Origin of the sequence: Bradyrhizobium sp. CIR18, assembly GCF_014198295.1 — a bacterium.
Lineage (GTDB): Bacteria > Pseudomonadota > Alphaproteobacteria > Rhizobiales > Xanthobacteraceae > Bradyrhizobium.
The window spans coordinates 231,463-248,060 of record NZ_JACIHF010000008.1; the positions used below are offsets into that span (position 1 = coordinate 231,463).

Annotated in this window: 13 protein-coding genes; 9 read left to right on the top strand and 4 right to left on the bottom strand. The window is 66.7% G+C overall.

The annotated features are described in order from the left end of the window. Positions 1 to 21 precede the first annotated feature (21 nt). Complete coding sequence (locus GGD65_RS24825; RefSeq protein ID WP_165637419.1) at positions 22 to 342, top strand: hypothetical protein; 321 nt, start codon at positions 22 to 24, stop codon at positions 340 to 342. 176 nt (positions 343 to 518) lie between these two features. On the opposite strand, the gene GGD65_RS24830 is transcribed toward GGD65_RS24825, so the two are convergent. Next, entirely contained in the window at positions 519 to 1,988 is a 1,470-nt protein-coding gene (locus GGD65_RS24830) for an amidase (RefSeq protein ID WP_183236894.1), read from the bottom strand. A gap of 1,208 nt (positions 1,989 to 3,196) precedes the next feature. On the opposite strand from GGD65_RS24830, the gene GGD65_RS24835 reads away from it, so the two are divergent. From GGD65_RS24835 to GGD65_RS24850, 4 genes are all read left to right on the top strand, one after another. Beyond that, entirely contained in the window at positions 3,197 to 5,533 is a 2,337-nt protein-coding gene (locus tag GGD65_RS24835; protein WP_026201817.1) for a Tex family protein, read from the top strand. A 296-nt stretch (positions 5,534 to 5,829) separates the two neighbouring features. After that, positions 5,830 to 6,294: a hypothetical protein gene (locus GGD65_RS24840; RefSeq protein WP_183236895.1), complete on the top strand. Its 465-nt coding sequence runs from the start codon at positions 5,830 to 5,832 to the stop codon at positions 6,292 to 6,294. 100 nt (positions 6,295 to 6,394) lie between these two features. Then, a complete protein-coding gene (locus GGD65_RS24845; RefSeq protein WP_018317258.1) occupies positions 6,395 to 7,087 on the top strand; it encodes a response regulator transcription factor in 693 nt (230 codons plus the stop codon). Next, complete coding sequence (locus tag GGD65_RS24850; RefSeq protein ID WP_183236896.1) at positions 7,074 to 8,144, top strand: HAMP domain-containing sensor histidine kinase; 1,071 nt, start codon at positions 7,074 to 7,076, stop codon at positions 8,142 to 8,144. Before GGD65_RS24845 ends, GGD65_RS24850 begins: the two co-directional genes overlap by 14 nt. On the opposite strand, the gene GGD65_RS24855 is transcribed toward GGD65_RS24850, so the two are convergent. Next, positions 8,139 to 8,510 (bottom strand): response regulator transcription factor, encoded by a 372-nt coding sequence (locus tag GGD65_RS24855; protein WP_183236897.1) that lies wholly within the window; start codon positions 8,508 to 8,510, stop codon positions 8,139 to 8,141. The genes GGD65_RS24850 and GGD65_RS24855 overlap by 6 nt on opposite strands. Continuing rightward, positions 8,507 to 9,373 carry a S1C family serine protease gene (locus tag GGD65_RS24860; RefSeq protein ID WP_183236898.1) on the bottom strand — a complete coding sequence of 289 codons (867 nt, stop codon included), beginning with the start codon at positions 9,371 to 9,373 and terminating at the stop codon, positions 8,507 to 8,509. Before GGD65_RS24860 ends, GGD65_RS24855 begins: the two co-directional genes overlap by 4 nt. 184 nt (positions 9,374 to 9,557) lie before the next feature. Between GGD65_RS24860 and GGD65_RS24865 the strand changes: the two genes are divergently transcribed. The 4 genes from GGD65_RS24865 to GGD65_RS24880 all read left to right on the top strand — a co-directional run bounded on the left by GGD65_RS24865 (position 9,558) and on the right by GGD65_RS24880 (position 15,179). Beyond that, a complete protein-coding gene (locus GGD65_RS24865) occupies positions 9,558 to 10,523 on the top strand; it encodes a VOC family protein (RefSeq protein ID WP_183236899.1) in 966 nt (321 codons plus the stop codon). A gap of 56 nt (positions 10,524 to 10,579) precedes the next feature. Further along, a complete protein-coding gene (locus GGD65_RS24870; RefSeq protein WP_183236900.1) occupies positions 10,580 to 11,455 on the top strand; it encodes a dihydrodipicolinate synthase family protein in 876 nt (291 codons plus the stop codon). A 169-nt stretch (positions 11,456 to 11,624) separates the two neighbouring features. Then, complete coding sequence (locus GGD65_RS24875; protein WP_018317252.1) at positions 11,625 to 12,728, top strand: S1C family serine protease; 1,104 nt, start codon at positions 11,625 to 11,627, stop codon at positions 12,726 to 12,728. Positions 12,729 to 12,854: 126 nt separating this feature from the next. Then, complete coding sequence (locus GGD65_RS24880) at positions 12,855 to 15,179, top strand: xanthine dehydrogenase family protein molybdopterin-binding subunit (protein WP_183236901.1); 2,325 nt, start codon at positions 12,855 to 12,857, stop codon at positions 15,177 to 15,179. Positions 15,180 to 15,401: 222 nt separating this feature from the next. Here GGD65_RS24880 and GGD65_RS24885 read toward each other — a convergent pair whose 3' ends face one another. Next, positions 15,402 to 16,598 carry an acyl-CoA dehydrogenase family protein gene (locus GGD65_RS24885; protein ID WP_018317250.1) on the bottom strand — a complete coding sequence of 399 codons (1,197 nt, stop codon included), beginning with the start codon at positions 16,596 to 16,598 and terminating at the stop codon, positions 15,402 to 15,404.

Sequence of the window (16,598 nt, forward strand, 5' to 3'; positions counted from 1 at the left end):
GACTAGCCGCAAGGAGCGCCCATGGCCGACCCCGAAACGCCTGCCAACAATCAGGGGCCCGTCACCATTTCGAGCTCCAGCTCGGAGCGGGCGCCGATCATCTATTTCGACGGCGCGTCCTGCTTCGGTCATCACAACGGCGCGATCCAGATCGAGCTCGCCGCGAACTTGCTCATGCCGGTCGGTGCCGCGGTCAGGGTCGACGTGATCCAGACCGCGCACCTGCGCTGCAGCGTGGCCGCCGCGCTGGCGCTGCGCGAAGCCCTCGACAAGGCGCTGGCGATGTACCGGCAGGGCCAGCAGCAGCCGGTGACGGAGGAGATCCCGACGGTGAAGAATTGAAGCTGGTGGTGCGACTGCGTCGGCCTTCATGGTTCGAGACGCGCCGCAAGGCGGCGCTCCTCACCATGAGGGTCTAAGATATCGCTGCGAAATCAGACCTCATCCTGAGGAGCCCGCCAACGGCGGGCGTCTCGAAGGCTGGCCGCAAGCGCAAGGCTGAAACAAACAGCCAAGCCTCAGCCTACATGCACCTTCGGCTTCTTGCCGCCGTTCCACTTGCCGTCGAGCGCGCGCTCGATCTGGGCGGCGAGTTGCAGCAGCAGGCCGTCATTGGCCTGCTTGGCGATGGCCTGGATGCCCAGCGGCAGGCCGTGGTCTTGCGTCGCCATCGGCATCGAGATCGCCGGCATGCCGCAGAGATTGGCCAGCGGCGTGAAGGCAAAGAAGCGCCAGAGATTGTCGAACCAGTCGCGCACATCGGGGTTGTCGGAAATGGTGAGATATTCCCTGGTGCCGACCTTCGGCGTCGGCAGCGCGGTGATCGGCGTCAGGATCACGTCCCATTGCTCGAAGAAGGCGCCGAAGCCGCGCGATGTGGTGTTGAATACGCCCTGCATTTTGGCACGCTCGGCGAAACTGGTGTGCCGGCCGGCTTCCCAGATCCGGATGTTCATCGGCTCGATCAGATCCTCCGGAGGTCTTTCCAGCCCGCGGGCGGCGAGCATGTTGGAGATCACCACGGCGAAGTTCGAGATGTAACAGGTGGTCTGCGCCTCGAATGCAGCGGGAAGGTCGATCTCCGGCAGCGCATAGTCGACGTGATGGCCGAGGCCTTCGAGGAAGCGTCCGGCCTTCTCCAACTCGGCTGCGATCTCGGGCGTCGCGGTGTAGTTGCCCCATGTATGGGACAATGCGATGCGCAGCTTCGAGGGATCGCGCTTGATCATCTCGGAATAAGGCTGCGCCGTGGTCCAGAACGGCATGAACTCGCCGGGCGCGGGCCCCCGCGCATGATCGACGAAGGCGGCGGTGTCGCGCACGCTGCGCGACTGGCAGCCCTGGATCGAGACGAGGCCGGTGAGGTCGGACATGTGCGGGGCCAGCGAGAACACGCCGCGCGAGACCTTCAGCCCGATATTGCCGTTGACGCCGGCGGGAATGCGGATCGAGCCGCCGCCGTCGGTCGCATGCGCGATCGGCACCACGCCGGCCGCGACCATCGCGGCGCTGCCCGCCGAGGAGCCGCAGGTGGTGTAGTCGGTATTCCAGGGATTGCGGGTGACATAGACGGCGGGATTGTCGGCCGAAGAGCACACGCCGAATTCCGGCGTCGTGGTGCGTCCGATCAAATTGAGGCCGGCTTGGCGGAATTTGCCGGTGAGGAACGTATCGGCCGCGGCGCGATTGCCGCTCATCAACAGCGAGCCCATTTCCTGCAGCCGGCCCTTCATGGTCGGCCCGAGGTCCTTCATCAGGAAGGGCAGGCCGGCGAACGGACCTGCGAGATTGGCGCCGTCCTTGGCGGGATCGGCGATCACGTCCTCGAACAGCTCGACCACGCCCGACAGCGCCGGATTGACCTTGGCGACACCCGCGGCAGCCTGGCGCGCCAGCTCCTTCGCCGTCAGCTCGCCCTTGCGGACACGCCCCGCCAGCGCGACGCCATCGTGCTGCGCCCATTCCGTCCAGCTCATCGGCAACGTCATGAAGTCCTGATCTCCTTAAGATGCGGCGCCACCTTTTTCGCAAGGGACCGCTTGAATCAACTGAGCCGGCACGAGGGGCAGGGTTGCACGGGGCGGAGAGGTCGCAAGGCGGCGTCATCCCAATCCGGCAGTTGTCCGATCGTTGCAACCCGGAGGAGCCTGTAGCACGGATGGAGCGCAGCGTAATCCGGGGCCGCTCGCCCGGCATCTGGCACCGTCCCGGATTACGCTGGCGCTCCATCCCGGCTACGCGCCATCGTCCTGTGTCGCCGGCTGTCAATTGCCGCGCACAAAAAATATACCACTTTACCGAAATTCGGTTTCGGCGTATGTGTCGGCCATCCTGATCCGGCGAAAGGGGCGGTCGTACGTCGTCACGAGCCGCGGATCGGGGAGCGGTGGACGCGCAGCGTCGTGCACGAGAGGCGGGAGCAGGGCGGGATGACCCCCGTGAGGTCCAGGCTTCGTGCGGGAACGGCGCTTCAAGCGTACGGCCAAATCGCGTGGTCCTGGCTGTCGTTGCTACAGCCAAGCCTTGCGGAGGTGCGCCGAGCCCGACCGGGCGAAGCGCGCCGCCATCCGTGAGGTGACGGAGGCAAGCAGGAACTCGTCTCCGGGGAGAGCGCGCCATAGGCCGTCAAACATCGCGCAGGGAAGGCCGGACGTTTCGGCTTCACCTGTTCATCCGTTGTGCATTGCGTGTGCATCTCATCGCACGACGGACCCGCGGGTGCCAGTCGGCGCCCGGCCTTCCCTGCGCCCTTTCGTTGAGGGCGCGATGCGGAGCGCAAAGCTCGGGCGGAAGCGCCGCGAGGAGGTGAAGGCATGTCTGCAACATACAACCGGCGTCGTGGGTGGGCAAAGCGACTTGTCCGCCATAGCTCGAAGAGCGACGGCGGAAGCTACCCACGCATCTCGTGCCGCGTTTGAATTTGGTGGGCACGGCGCGGTGCGCCTTTGCCTACCCTACGGCACCGTGTCTGCCGCATACACTCGGTGTCATCGCCCGCGCAGGCGCATCCGGGATCCGCGAGGGTGTTCGCGCGCCGTCCCCACGAATGTGGCGAGATCGCATCGGTTCGACAAAAAATCCCCTGTCGACGGTCCGCCGCAGTACCTTGATGAATCAACCCCGGTTGGTCCATAAGCGGCGTCCCGTGGCCGGTGGTTCGCCCCCGCGTTGCGTGCTTGGATAGAGGAATTCTCGCGTGGCAAATATCAACCAGAAAATTGCGCAGGAGCTTGGGGTTCGGGCGGAGCAGGTCGAGGCGACGGTGACGCTGCTCGATGGCGGCGCCACGGTTCCCTTCATCGCCCGCTACCGCAAGGAAGCGACCGGTGCGCTCGACGACGCGCAATTGCGCACCCTGGAGGAGCGCCTGGGTTACCTGCGCGAGCTCGAGGATCGCCGCAAGGCCATCCTCGAATCAGTCCGCGAGCAGGGCAAGCTCGATGCGGCGCTCGAGGCCTCCATTCTCGCCGCCGACAGCAAGGCCCGTCTCGAAGACATCTATCTGCCGTTCAAGCCGAAGCGCCGCACCAAGGCGGAGATCGCCAAGGAGGCCGGCCTCGAGCCGCTCGCCAACCAGCTGGTGGCGGAGCCCACCAACGATCCGAAGGTGGTGGCCGAAGGCTTCATCAACGCCGAGAAGGGCGTTGCGGATGCCGCCGCCGCGCTCGACGGCGCCCGCGCCATCCTGGTCGAACGCTTCGACGAGGACGCCGACCTGATCGGCGCGCTTCGCGAGGAGATGTGGACCAACGCGCGCATGGCCTCCAAGGTGCGCGACGGCAAGAAGACCGAGGGCGAGAAGTTCGCCGACTATTTCGAGTTCTCCGAGCCGCTGACCAAGCTGCCCTCGCACCGCATCCTCGCGATGTTCCGCGGCGAGAAGGAGGAGATTCTCGACCTGCAGATCCAGGCCGAGGCCGAGGCGCCGCCGCCGGGCGTGCCTAGCGCCTATGAACTGAAGATCATGAAGCGGTTCGGCATCGCCGACCTCAAGCGCGCCGGCGACCGCTGGCTGATCGACACTGTGCGCTGGGCCTGGCGCACCAAGATCCAGGTGCATCTCAACATCGACCTGCGCATGCGGCTGTGGAACGCCGCCGAGACCGAGGCCGTGCGCGTGTTCGCCTCCAATTTGCGCGATCTCCTGCTGGCCGCGCCGGCCGGCACCCGCGTCACCATGGGGCTCGACCCCGGCTATCGCACCGGCGTCAAGGTTGCCGTCACCGATGCGACCGGCAAGGTCGTCGATACCGCCGTGATCTATCCGCACGAGCCGCAGCGGCAGTGGAACGAGTCGCTTGCGATCCTCGGCAAGCTTGCATTGAAGCATCGCGTCGAGCTGATCGCGATCGGCAACGGCACCGCCTCGCGCGAGACCGACAAGCTCGCAGGCGATCTCGTCAAGGGGCTGGCCGAGCTGAAGATGACCAAGATCGTGGTGTCGGAAGCCGGCGCGTCGGTCTATTCGGCTTCGGCTTTCGCCTCGGAGGAATTGCCCGGTCTTGACGTCACCCTGCGCGGCGCGGTCTCGATCGCGCGGCGCCTGCAGGATCCGCTCGCCGAGCTCGTCAAGATCGAGCCCAAGGCGATCGGCGTCGGCCAGTACCAGCACGATCTCGGCCAGGCCAAGCTCGCAAAATCGCTCGACGCCGTGGTCGAGGACTGCGTGAACGCCGTCGGTGTCGACGTCAACACCGCGTCCGCACCGCTGCTTGCCCGCGTGTCGGGCGTCGGCTCAGGTCTGGCGCAGAGCATCGTGGCGCATCGTGACGCCAACGGCCCGTTCAAGTCGCGCAAGGCGCTCAAGGACGTGCCGCGGCTCGGGCCGAAGGCGTTCGAGCAGTGCGCCGGCTTCCTGCGCATTCTCGGCGGCGAGGACCCGCTCGACGCCTCCGGCGTGCATCCGGAAGCCTATCCGGTGGTGCGCCGGATCCTCAGCGCCACCAAGAGCGACATCAAGGCGCTGATCGGCAGCAGCGAGATCGTGCGCACCTTGAAGCCGAAGGATTTCGTCGACGAGACCTTTGGTCTGCCGACCGTCACCGACATCTTGAAGGAATTGGAGAAGCCCGGCCGCGATCCGCGTCCGGCGTTCAAGGCCGCCGTGTTCAAGGAGGGCGTCGAGGAGATCAAGCATCTCCAGAAGGGCATGATTCTCGAGGGCACCGTGACCAACGTCGCCGCCTTCGGCGCCTTCGTCGATATCGGCGTGCACCAGGACGGCCTCGTGCACATCTCCGCGATGTCCAAGACCTACATCAAGGACCCGCGCGAGGTGGTGAAGCCCGGCGACATCGTCAAGGTCAAGGTGCTGGACTTCGAGGTCGCCCGCAAGCGCATCTCGCTGACCTTGCGTCTCGACGACGAGGTCGGTGCCAAGAAGGACGCCCCCGGCATGCAGCGCGACAACAGCGCGCGCAACCCTTCCCGCATGACGTCGTCCGCCCCGCGAAAGCAGGAATCCTCCGGCGGCGGCGCCCTCGCAGAAGCGCTGCGCCGCGCGGCGGAGAAGAACAACGGCAAGCGGGCGTGACATCTTGACCTCTCCCCGCCCTTTGCGGGGAGAGGTCAACTTCTGGATGTACGGAGAGCTCTCTCCACATCGTCATTGCGAGCGTAGCGAAGCAATCCAGAATCCCTCCTCGGAACGACTCTGGATTGCTTCGTCGCCAGGGCTCCTCGCAATGACGGGGAGAGAGTTGGGCTCCGCCTCCCTAACACTCGCGTCAGAATCTGGCGCGTTTGTAAGTTGAAGGCGCCGATCTCTTGCTCTCATCTGATCATCCTCGTGCGACGCGCTAACCGCCGCACTGCAAGGAGGATGCTTCGATGAACAACAGGCTTCTCAAAGGCTTCACCGCGGTGACGATCGCCGCGGCGATGGCGCTCGCTTCACCGGTGCTCGCCCGTGGCGGCGGCGGACATGGCGGCTTCGGCGGCGGTGGACATTTCGGTGGCGGCATGCACGCAGGCGGCTTCGGCGGCATGCGCGCCGGCGGGATGGGCGGTGCGCGCTTCGCCCATGTCGGCGGTCCTGCCTTTGGCGGTGCACGCTTCGCCCATGCCGGCGGTCCCGCTTTTGGCGGCGCACGCTTCGCCCATGCGGCGATCGGGCCGCGTTTCGCCGGGGCCGGCTGGCACGGCCATCGCGGCTTCCACCATCATCACCATTTCCGTCGTTTCGCCGTCTTCGGCGCGCCCTTCATTTACGCCGGCTACAACGATGGCTGCTGGCGCAGGAGCTGGACGCCCTATGGATGGCAATGGGTCAATGTGTGCGGAGACTATTGGTAGTCGCATCGCCGTACCGCACCATTGTCGCGATCGCCACCGGGCGGTTCCGTCCAGCCCCGGAACGGGATAGTCTGGTGGCGATTGTCGCGCGGAGTTTTGCATGACCGGAGGTCACCGTCGCATCCTGGTCGTCGAGGACGATCCGGAAACAGCAGGCCAGCTCGTCGAGGAATTGACGACCTCCGGCTACGACGTCGATCTCGCAGCTAGCGGCCGTGAAGCTCTCAGCCACGGCGCCGCGCGCGACTATGCCGTGATCACGATCGACCGGATGCTGCCCGATATCGACGGCATCAGCGTGATGCGGCAATTGCGCGACGACGGCGTTGCCGCGCCGTTCCTGATCATCTCCGCGCTCGGCGAGGTCGATGATCGCGTGCGCGGCCTGCGCGCCGGCGGCGACGACTATCTCGTCAAGCCGTTCTCCTTCACCGAATTGCTGGCGCGGCTCGAGGCGCTGGGCCGCCGCAGCGAGACCATCGCCAAGGAGACGCTGCTGCGGGTCGGCGATCTCGCCATCGACCTGATCGCGCGCAACGCCAGCCGCCGCGGCCGCAAGATCCCGCTGCTGCCGCGCGAGTTCCAGCTGCTCGAATATCTCGTCCGCAACGAGGGCCGCGTCGTCTCCCGCGCGATGCTGCTCCAGCACGTCTGGGACCTGCATTTCGATCCCTCCACCAACATCATCGACGTCTATGTCGGTCGCGTTCGCCGCAAGGTCGACGATGCCCAGGCCTATCCGCTGATCCACACCATCCGCGGCATCGGATATTGCCTCCGTGCTCCTGGTTAAGACGCTCCGCTCCTCCACCTTCCGCCTGGCGCTGATCGCGATCGCGGCGTTCGGGCTGATCGTCGCGGCGATCATGGCCTATGTCTATTTCGGCACGCTGGCCTATGTGGAGAGCCGGGTCGGCGACGCCGGCGATCACAGCGGTTTCACCGCGATGATCGAGCTTGCAATGGCGGCGGTTGCCATGCTGCTGCTGGTGCTCGCCGGGCTTGCCGCCGTGCTGGTGACGCGGCGCACGGTCGGGCGGATCGAGGAGATCAACGCCACCAGCCGCGCCATCATGCTCTCAGGCCTCGACCAGCGCATCCCCTTGCGCGGCAGCCATGACGAATGGGACCGCGTCGCCGAGAACCTCAACCAGATGCTCGACCGCATCGAGACGCTGATGGGTGAGGTCAAGCAGGTCAGCGACAACGTCGCCCATGATCTGCGCACGCCGCTGACGCGGATGCGCGGCCGGCTGGAGAAGGCGTATCACCACGAACGCAACAGCGAGGCGGATGCCGCGCTGATCGGCGACACCATCGCCGATCTCGACGCCGTGCTCGGCATGTTCGCCTCCATCACCCGGATCTCCGAGATCGAGACCCGCGCCCGCACCGGCGCCTTCCGTGCGCTCGATCTCGCCGAGATTGCCGGCGAGGTCGTCGAGCTCTACGACGCCGCCGCCGAGCAGGTCTCAACGCGCCTCAGCCTCGCCGGAGACCGCGAGGTGCCGATCACCGGTGATCGCGACCTGCTGTTCGATGCCATCGCCAATCTCGTCGACAATTCGATCAAGCACGGCTGCAAAGGCGGGCAGGTGACCGTGACGTGCCGCCGCGCCGATGGCGGTGCGGTGATCGCCATCGCCGACGATGGTCCGGGCATTCCCACTGAGGAGCGCGATCACGTCTTCAAGCGCTTCTACCGGCTCGAGCAGAGCCGCTACACGCCGGGCAACGGCCTTGGCCTCAGCCTCGTCGCCGCGGTCGCGCGCCTTCACGGCGCGGGCGTAGCGCTGCATGACAATGCGCCGGGCCTGACGGTCGAGCTCCGCTTCCCCGCGACATCATAGCTCAATCACGCCGCGGCGTGCCGCATGCGCCACCGCATCGGTGCGGCCGGTGGCGTCCAGCTTGTCGAGCAGCGAGCCGACATGGAATTTGACGGTGTGCACGGAGATGCCGAGCCGGCGGGCGATCATCTTGTTGGAGGCACCCTCGGCCATCAGCGCCAGCACGTCGAGCTCGCGCTGCGTCAGCGCGATGTCGGCGGGCATCGCGCGCGGATCACGGGCGACAACGGTCGCCGTGGCAGCCTCGCCGGGCGCGGCAAGGCGAAGCCCGGCGACGCTGCCGAGCAAGGCCGCCAGGCGATCGGCGAGGGCGGGATCGTCAATCTCCAGGGCAAGCACGATCTCCGGCGTCCGGTCCTCGCTCACGCCTCCGGCCTGTCGCCGACCGTGACCTTGAAGCTGATCGGCTCGCCGCCGCGGCGCGCCGCGACGTCGACCACCGCGCCGACGCTCGAAGGACCCAGCGTTCGCGACAGCGCGCGCACGCCTGACAGCTTCTGGTCGTTAACTGCCACAATGACGTCGCCCTGGCGGATGCCGGCCGCGGCCGAAGGGCCGGCCTTGTCGACATTCATCACCATGGCGCCGATGCCGTCGTCGAGCCGGACCGGCTGGAGCCCGAGGCCGAGATATCCGCGCGCGATGCGGCCGCGCGTTTCAAGCTGGGCTGCGACGCGCTCGATCGTCGCCGTCGGGATCACCAGCACGCGCCGCGGCCCGAGCACGGCCATGCCAAAGGCTTCGCCCGATGCATCGAGCGCAAGGCCGCCCTGCTGGCTGCCGCGCAGGCGGACATCGAGCTCGATCCGCGCATCGATCTCGCCGCCGCGCAGGGAGCGCCAGCCGCTGCCGGACGCCGATACCATCCCCAGCGCGGCACTCGGCATCTCGCGGTTGGTGGCCACCACGATCGACAACGCGCCGAGGGGCGGGACCGTGGCGGCGAGCTTGACCGGCGTAGCAGCGGCCTCAGTGCGCAGCAGCGCGATGTCGGTGGTGTGGTCGCGGCCGGCGATCGTGGCAGCCACGCGGCTGCCGTCGGCGAGACCGATCTCGACCTCGCCCTCGTCGGCCAGCGCCTCGTCGGCGGTGACGATCAGCCCCCCTTTCCAGACGAAGCCGGTCGCACGGGAGCGATGCGAGTGCACAGAGACGATTGCGGGCGCAGTGCGCGCCACCACATCCGCGAGGGCGGACGATAGTGAGGACAGGGGAGTTGGGTCAGTCATAGCTGGCTCCTATAAGCTGCCCTCAATCTGGGATGTCGCGGGGAATCGCGAAACTGGCCGGGTGGTCAGGACACCGCCTGTTACGGCCGACGAACATGTGATTGGGAGCCGCTCACGGGAACGTGTAGCAATCGGCCCGACATTGCGCCGCACGGCCTCAACCAGTTTCAGCGAGCCTTGACTGATGACCATCGACCTCACCCGCCGCACCCTGCTGCAACTCGCCGGCGCGACCTCGCTTGCCATGGCCGCCGCAGCTGCCGCACGGGCCGAGGGCACCCCGCAGGGCGGCGGGCCGACCTATGCCAGCCGAACGCCGATGCGGGTCGGCATGGTGACGCTGCGGGTGAAGAATCTCGACAAGGTCGCGGACTACTATCACGACGTGATCGGCCTCACGGTGATGGAGCGCTCGGCGACTGCGGCGAAGCTCGGTACGGCCGGCGTCACGCTGCTGGTGCTGGAGGCCCGCCCCAATGCGGAAATCGAGCCGCGCAATGCCGCCGGCCTTTACCACACCGCCTTCCTGATGCCGACCCGCAAGGACCTGGCGCGCTGGCTGGTGCACGCGGCCTCGCACCGCCTGAAGCTGTCGGGCTTTGCCGATCACCTCGTCAGCGAATCCGTCTATCTCGACGATCCCGAAGGCAACGGCATCGAGGTCTATGCCGACCGCGATCCCTCGCAATGGCAGTGGAGCGAGGGCAGCGTGAAGATGGCGTCCGACGAGCTCAACATTCCCGATCTCCTGTCGCTGACCAATACCCGCGTGCCAGATTACGCCAAGGCGCCGGACGGAATGCGCATCGGGCACATGCATCTGCGTGTCGGCGATCTCGCGCAGGCCGGAGGCTTCTATCATGGCGCGATTGGCCTCGATCCGACCCGCAGCCGCAGCGGCGCCGCGTTCCTGTCGTCGGGCCGCTATCATCATCACCTCGGCATGAACGTCTGGCAAAGCCAGGGCGCCGGCCAGCGCGACGACCAGATGACGGGTCTCGCCTGGTTCTCGCTGGTCATGGCCAAGCCGGAGCTGCTCGCCGCGCAGGAAGAGCGCCTGCGCAAAGGCGGTGCGAAGGTCACGGCGCTTGCCGACGGCGTGGAGGCGATTGATCCCTGGGGCACGCGGGTACGCTTGCTCAAGGTTTGATCGCGGGGGCGGGCATTGCTAAGACCCCTCGGGTGCCAGCTTCCGGAGCCCCCGACATGTCCGAATTCCACGGCGTCTTCCCCTATCTCGTCTCGCCCGTCGCTGCCGACGGCACAGTGCGGACGAACGTGCTCGCAAAGCTCTGTGACGATCTGATCGGCGCCGGCGTGCACGGGCTGACGCCGCTGGGTTCGACCGGCGAGTTCGCCTATCTCAATGCCGCACAACGCACCGCGGTCGTGCAGACCACGATCGAAGCCGCGCAGGGCCGCGTGCCTGTTGTCGCTGGCGTCGCCTCGACCTCGACGGCGGATGCCGTGGCGCAGGCGAGGGCCTACCAGAAATGTGGGGCCGACGGCATCCTGGCGATCCTGGAAGCGTATTTTCCGCTCACTGACGGCCAAATCGAATCCTACTTCCGGGCCATCGCTGACGCCGTCGACATTCCCGTCGTCATCTACACCAACCCGCAATTCCAGCGCTCCGACCTCACCCTCGACACCATCGCGCGCCTCGCCGAGCATCCGCGCATCGGCTACATCAAGGACGCCTCGACCAACACCGGCCGGCTGCTCTCGATCATGAACCGCTGCGGCGATGCCTTGCGGGTGTTCTCGGCCTCCGCCCACATCCCGGCCGCGGTGATGCTGATCGGCGGGCTTGGCTGGATGGCGGGACCGGCCTGCATCATCCCGCACCAGAGTGTCGCGCTCTACGACCTCTGCAAGGCCGGCCGCTGGGACGAGGCGATGGCGCTGCAGCGCAGGCTGTGGCGCATCAACGAGGCCTTCGCCCGCTTCAATCTCGCCGCCTGCATCAAGGCCGGGCTTTCGATCCAGGGCTACGACGTCGGCGACCCCGTCCCGCCGCAGGCGGCGCTGACGGCCGATGCGCGCAAGGTGGTGGAGGCGGCGCTGCGCGAGCTGACATAGCTCGTTGTCACGCGGCAATATGCCCCGGCGCTCGTGCGGGAGCCCCAAAAGTCCCAACCTGCGCAATCGAGAAACTTCCGAGCGTTTGCGACGTTGCCGCGTGAGCGATTTCTGTCCATGCAATGTGCATCTCAGAGCCCGCATTCAGCACAAGACACGGTGATCACCCATGAATCGTCGCTACGCGATTGCCGCGGCAGCCTTCGCCGCCCTGCTGCTCGCCGTCACGGCCGCGAAAATCCTGCATGTCCCGGTCTCCTATGCCCCATGGGCGGCACCCTCCGCACGCGCCGTCGAGCAGCGCGGCCCGCTGTCCGATGGCGAAAAGGCGACCATCGACATCTTTGAACGCGTGTCGCCCTCGGTCGTTCAGGTGGCGGTGAAATCGGCGGCGAGTCCGCTCATGGGCGAGGAAGGCCAGGGCGGCGGCGCGTCCGGCACGGGATTCGTCTGGGACCGCGAGGGCCATCTCGTGACGAACAATCACGTCGTGGCCAATGGTGGCGAGATCGCGGTGCGCTTCGCCTCAGGTGAAGTCGCGCAGGTCGACCTCGTCGGCACGGCGCCCAATTACGACCTCGCGGTGCTGAGGATCCGCAGCGTGCGCGAGCTCCCGCAGCCGGTGGCGCTCGGCAGTTCGAACGACCTGAAGGTCGGCCAATCCGCCTTTGCGATCGGCAACCCCTTCGGGCTCGATCAATCGATGACCTCTGGCATCATCAGCGCGCTCAAGCGCCGGCTTCCAACCCATGGCGGCCGGGAGATCGCCAACGTCATCCAGACCGATGCTGCGATCAATCCGGGCAATTCAGGCGGGCCGCTGCTGGACTCCGCCGGCCGGCTGATCGGCGTGACTACGGCGATCATATCGCCGTCCGGCTCGAATGCCGGCATCGGCTTCGCCGTGCCGGTCGATGTTGTGAACCGGATTGTCCCCGAGCTCATCCGCAACGGCCGCGTGCCGACGCCCGGCATCGGCATCGTCGCCGCCGGCGAGGATGTGTCGACGCGGCTTGGCGTCGAAGGCGTCATCGTGGTGCGGACGGCCCCCGGCAGCCCCGCCGAGCGGGCGGGGATTCGCGGCGTCAACTTTTCGACGGGAGCGGTCGGAGACATCATCACCGCGGTGGAAGGGAAGCCGGTGCGGCGCCTCTCCGATTTGACCGATGCGCTCGAGCAGGCCGGAGCGGGCAAGACCGTTCGCCTCACGGTCAAACGCGGCTCGGACAGCCGCGACGTCAATGTAGGCATCATCGATATCGAGCGTTCCTGACGGCGAATTCCGCGCCCGCAAGGGGGGCAGACGCGCATTGCAGATGTGTCGCGGCTCGGTTGTCTGGCGCGCAAAATCGGTTAAAACCGCCGCGGTCGTTTTTGCGGATTTCGAGGACCCCACGGAATGAACATTCTTCCCGGCAATTTGCGTTTCGGAGCGGGGCAGCCCGTCAAGCGTTTGGAAGACCAGCGGCTGCTGACCGGGAAGGGGCAATTCATCGACGACAAGCCAGGCGACGGCGCCCTGTGGTTGTACGTGCTGCGCTCGCCGCATGCCCATGCGACGATCGTCTCGATCGACACCAGCGCGGCGGCCGCGATGCCGGGCGTTGCCGCGATCTACACCGGCGCCGACCTCGTCAAGGACGACGTCGGCAGCATCCCGACGCTGAGCATCTTCAAGCGCCCCGACGGCAAGCCGATGACGGTGCCGCCGCGCCGGCTGCTCGCCCATGAGGTCGTCCGCTACGCCGGCGAGGCCGTGGCTGCCGTTGTGGCTTCGTCCCGCGTCGAGGCGCAGAGCGCAGCCGAGGCGATCGTGGTCGAGTATGACGTGCAGCCCGCGGTGGTCGACCCTGTCGAGGCCGTCAAGCCCGGCGCGCCCGTGGTGTGGCCGGAGGCGCCCGACAACATCGTCGGCGCGATGGCTTACGGCGATGCCGCCAAGGTGGACGAAGCCTTCGCCAGGGCCGCGCACACCGTCGAGCTCGACCTCGTCAGCCAGCGCCTCGTACCGTCCGCGATGGAGCCGCGCTCGACCATTGCCGAGATCGACAAGAAGACCGGCCGCCTGCTGCTGCATGTGCAGTCGCAGACCCCGGCCTCGACCCGCGACGTGCTCGCCGAGGCCGTGCTGAAGCGTCCCAAGGACAGTGTGCGTGTGCTGGTCGGCGATATCGGCGGCGGCTTTGGTCAGAAGACCAACCTCTATCCAGAGGACGGCATCGTCGCTTACGCCGCGACCAAGCTGAGCAAGAAGATCCGCTGGCGCGGCGATCGCACCGACGAATTCGTCGGCGGCACCCACGGCCGCGATCTCACCTCGACTGCGTCCTTTGCGCTGGACGAGAAGGGCAAGGTGCTGGCCTATCGCGTCAAGTCGATCGGCTGCACCGGCGCTTACTCCTCGGGCGCGGCGAACATCATCCCGCTGGTGCTCGGCCCGTTCGTGCAGACCGGCGTCTACGACCTGCCGCTGGTGCATTTCGAGGTGCAATCAGTGATGACCCACACCGCGCCCGTCGGTGCCTATCGCGGCGCCGGCCGGCCCGAAGCGGTCTTCATCGTCGAGCGCCTGTTCGACGCCGCCGCGCGAAAGATCGGCATCGATCCGCGCGCGATCCGCAAAGCCAACTACATCAAGCCGGCGCAGCTGCCTTATACCAATGCGGCGGGCCAGGTTTACGATTCCGGCGCCTTCGCGCATATGCTCGACCGCGCCGTGAAGCTGGCCGACTGGGACGGCTTTGCCGCGCGCAAGAAGGCGGCGAAGAAGAAGGGCCTGCTCTACGGCCGCGGCCTCACCTCCTACATCGAATGGACCGGCGGCCGCGCTCATACCGAGAAGGTCAGCCTGCACGCGACCTCTCAAGGGCGCGTCGTGCTGCATTCCGGCACCATGGCGATGGGGCAGGGGCTGCAGACCACCTACACCCAGATGATCTCCGACACGCTCGGCATTGCCATGGACAAGATCGATGTCGTGCAAGGCGACACCGATCTCGCGATGGGCTTTGGCAGCGTCGGCTCGCGCTCGCTGTTCGTCGGCGGCACGGCGGTCGCGGTCTCCTCCAACGATCTGATCCAGAAGGCGCGCGAGAAGGCGGCGAACGTGCTGGAGACCTCGGTCGAGGACATCGAATATCAGGGCGGCATGCTGACCGTGGTCGGCACCGACCGCCGTATCAGCCTGTTCGACATCGCCGAAAAGGAGAGTGGCGCCAAGCTCAGCGTCGATTCCGAGGGCGAGGTCGATGGTCCGAGCTGGCCGAACGGCACGCATATCTGCGAGGTCGAGATCGATCCCGAAACCGGCGTCTCCAAGGTCGTGCGCTACACCACGGTCGACGATGTCGGGGTCGCCGTGAACCCGATGCTGGTGACGGGGCAGATCCATGGCGGCGTCGCGCAGGGCATCGGTCAGGCGCTGTATGAAGGCGTCTCGTATGATGCGGACGGCCAGCTCCTCACCGCGAGCTATCAGGACTATTGCATCCCGCGCGCCGACGACGTGCCGCCGATCGTGGTGACGCTGGATGATTCCGCGCCCTGCCGCACCAATCCGCTCGGGGCCAAGGGCTGCGGCGAGTCCGGCGCCATCGGCGGCCCGCCTTGCGTCACCAACGGCGTGATGGACGCGCTCGCCGAGCTCGGCGTCACCCAGCTCAATACGCCGCTGACACCGCAGAAGATCTGGCAGGCGATCCGGGAGGCGAAGGCGGCGGGTTAGCGTCGAGTTATTGCGCTAGCCGCTGCCACACACTCCGCTGTCGTCCCGGACAAGCGCGCCCAAGCGCGCGCCGATCCGGGCCCCATCACCACAGGGAGGAGTTTGGCGCAAAACTGGTAATTCCGAGTCCCCGCAACCACATCTCCCTGTGGTTATGGGTCCCCGCCTTCGCGGGGACGACAGCGGAGGATGCCGCGCCAACTCGAGCTGAAGTCCTAGACCTCAAATCCCCAGCATCATCTTCGCAATAATGTCGCGCTGGATCTCCGAGGTGCCGCCGAAGATGGTGTAGGCGCGGCCGTTGAGATATTCCGGCACCATTGTCAGCATCTCCTCCGGCGTCGGCGGCTCGTGGTTGAGCTTGTAGAGCGGGCGCATCGGCTCGACGGCGAGGGCGTCGTGGCCGATGACGTCGACGCCGAGCCGCGTCACGGCCTGGCGGATTTCGCTGTTGCGCAGCTTCAGGATCGACGACACCGCGCCGGGGTTTTGTCCGGTCTGCAGCGCGGAGAGCACGCGCAGCTCGGTCATTTCAAGCGCGTCGATATCGACTTCCACCTCCGAGATGCGCGCGGCGATATCGGGACTGTCGATGGCGCGGCCGGTCAGGTCGGACTCGGCGAGGTCGGCGATCGCCTTCAAGCCCTCGCGCAGCTTGGCCGAGGCGATGCCCGAGCCGCGCTCGAACTCGAGCAGATATTTGCCGTAGGTCCAGCCCTTGCCTTCCTCGCCGACCCGGTTGGCCACGGGCACCCGCACGTCGTCGAAGAACACCTGGTTGACCTCGTGGTCGCCGCCGATGGTGAGGATAGGACGCGTGGTGATTCCAGGCGTCTTCATGTCGATCAGGATGAAGCTGATGCCGTCCTGCTGCCGCGGCCCGTCGCTGGTGCGCACCAGCGCGAACATGCGGTTGGCGTGATGCGCATGCGTGGTCCAGATTTTTGTACCGTTGATGATGTAATCGTCGCCGTCGCGCACCGCGCGCGTCTTCAGCGAGGAGAGGTCGGAGCCGGAGCCCGGCTCGGAATAGCCCTGGCACCAGTAATCCTCGCCGGAGAGAATCCGCGGCAGGTAGAAGTTCTTCTGCTCGGGCGAGCCGAAGCCGATGATGACCGGCCCGACCATCTTCACGCCCATGACATTCACATTGGGCACGCCGGCCCGCGCGGACTCTGTCTCGAAGATCCAGCGCTGCGCCGGCGTCCAGGCCGGCCCGCCATGCTCGACCGGCCAGCCCGGCGCGCCCCAGCCCTGCCTGTGTAGCGCGCGCTGCCAGGCCATGCCGATATCAGGGTCGGAGAACACCGAGGGCGTCAGCGCGGTCGCGCGCTTCATCTCCTCGGTGAGATTCTTGGCAATGAAGCTGCGTACCTCGTCCTGGAAGGCGCGCTCTTCGGCATTGAACGACAGGTCCAT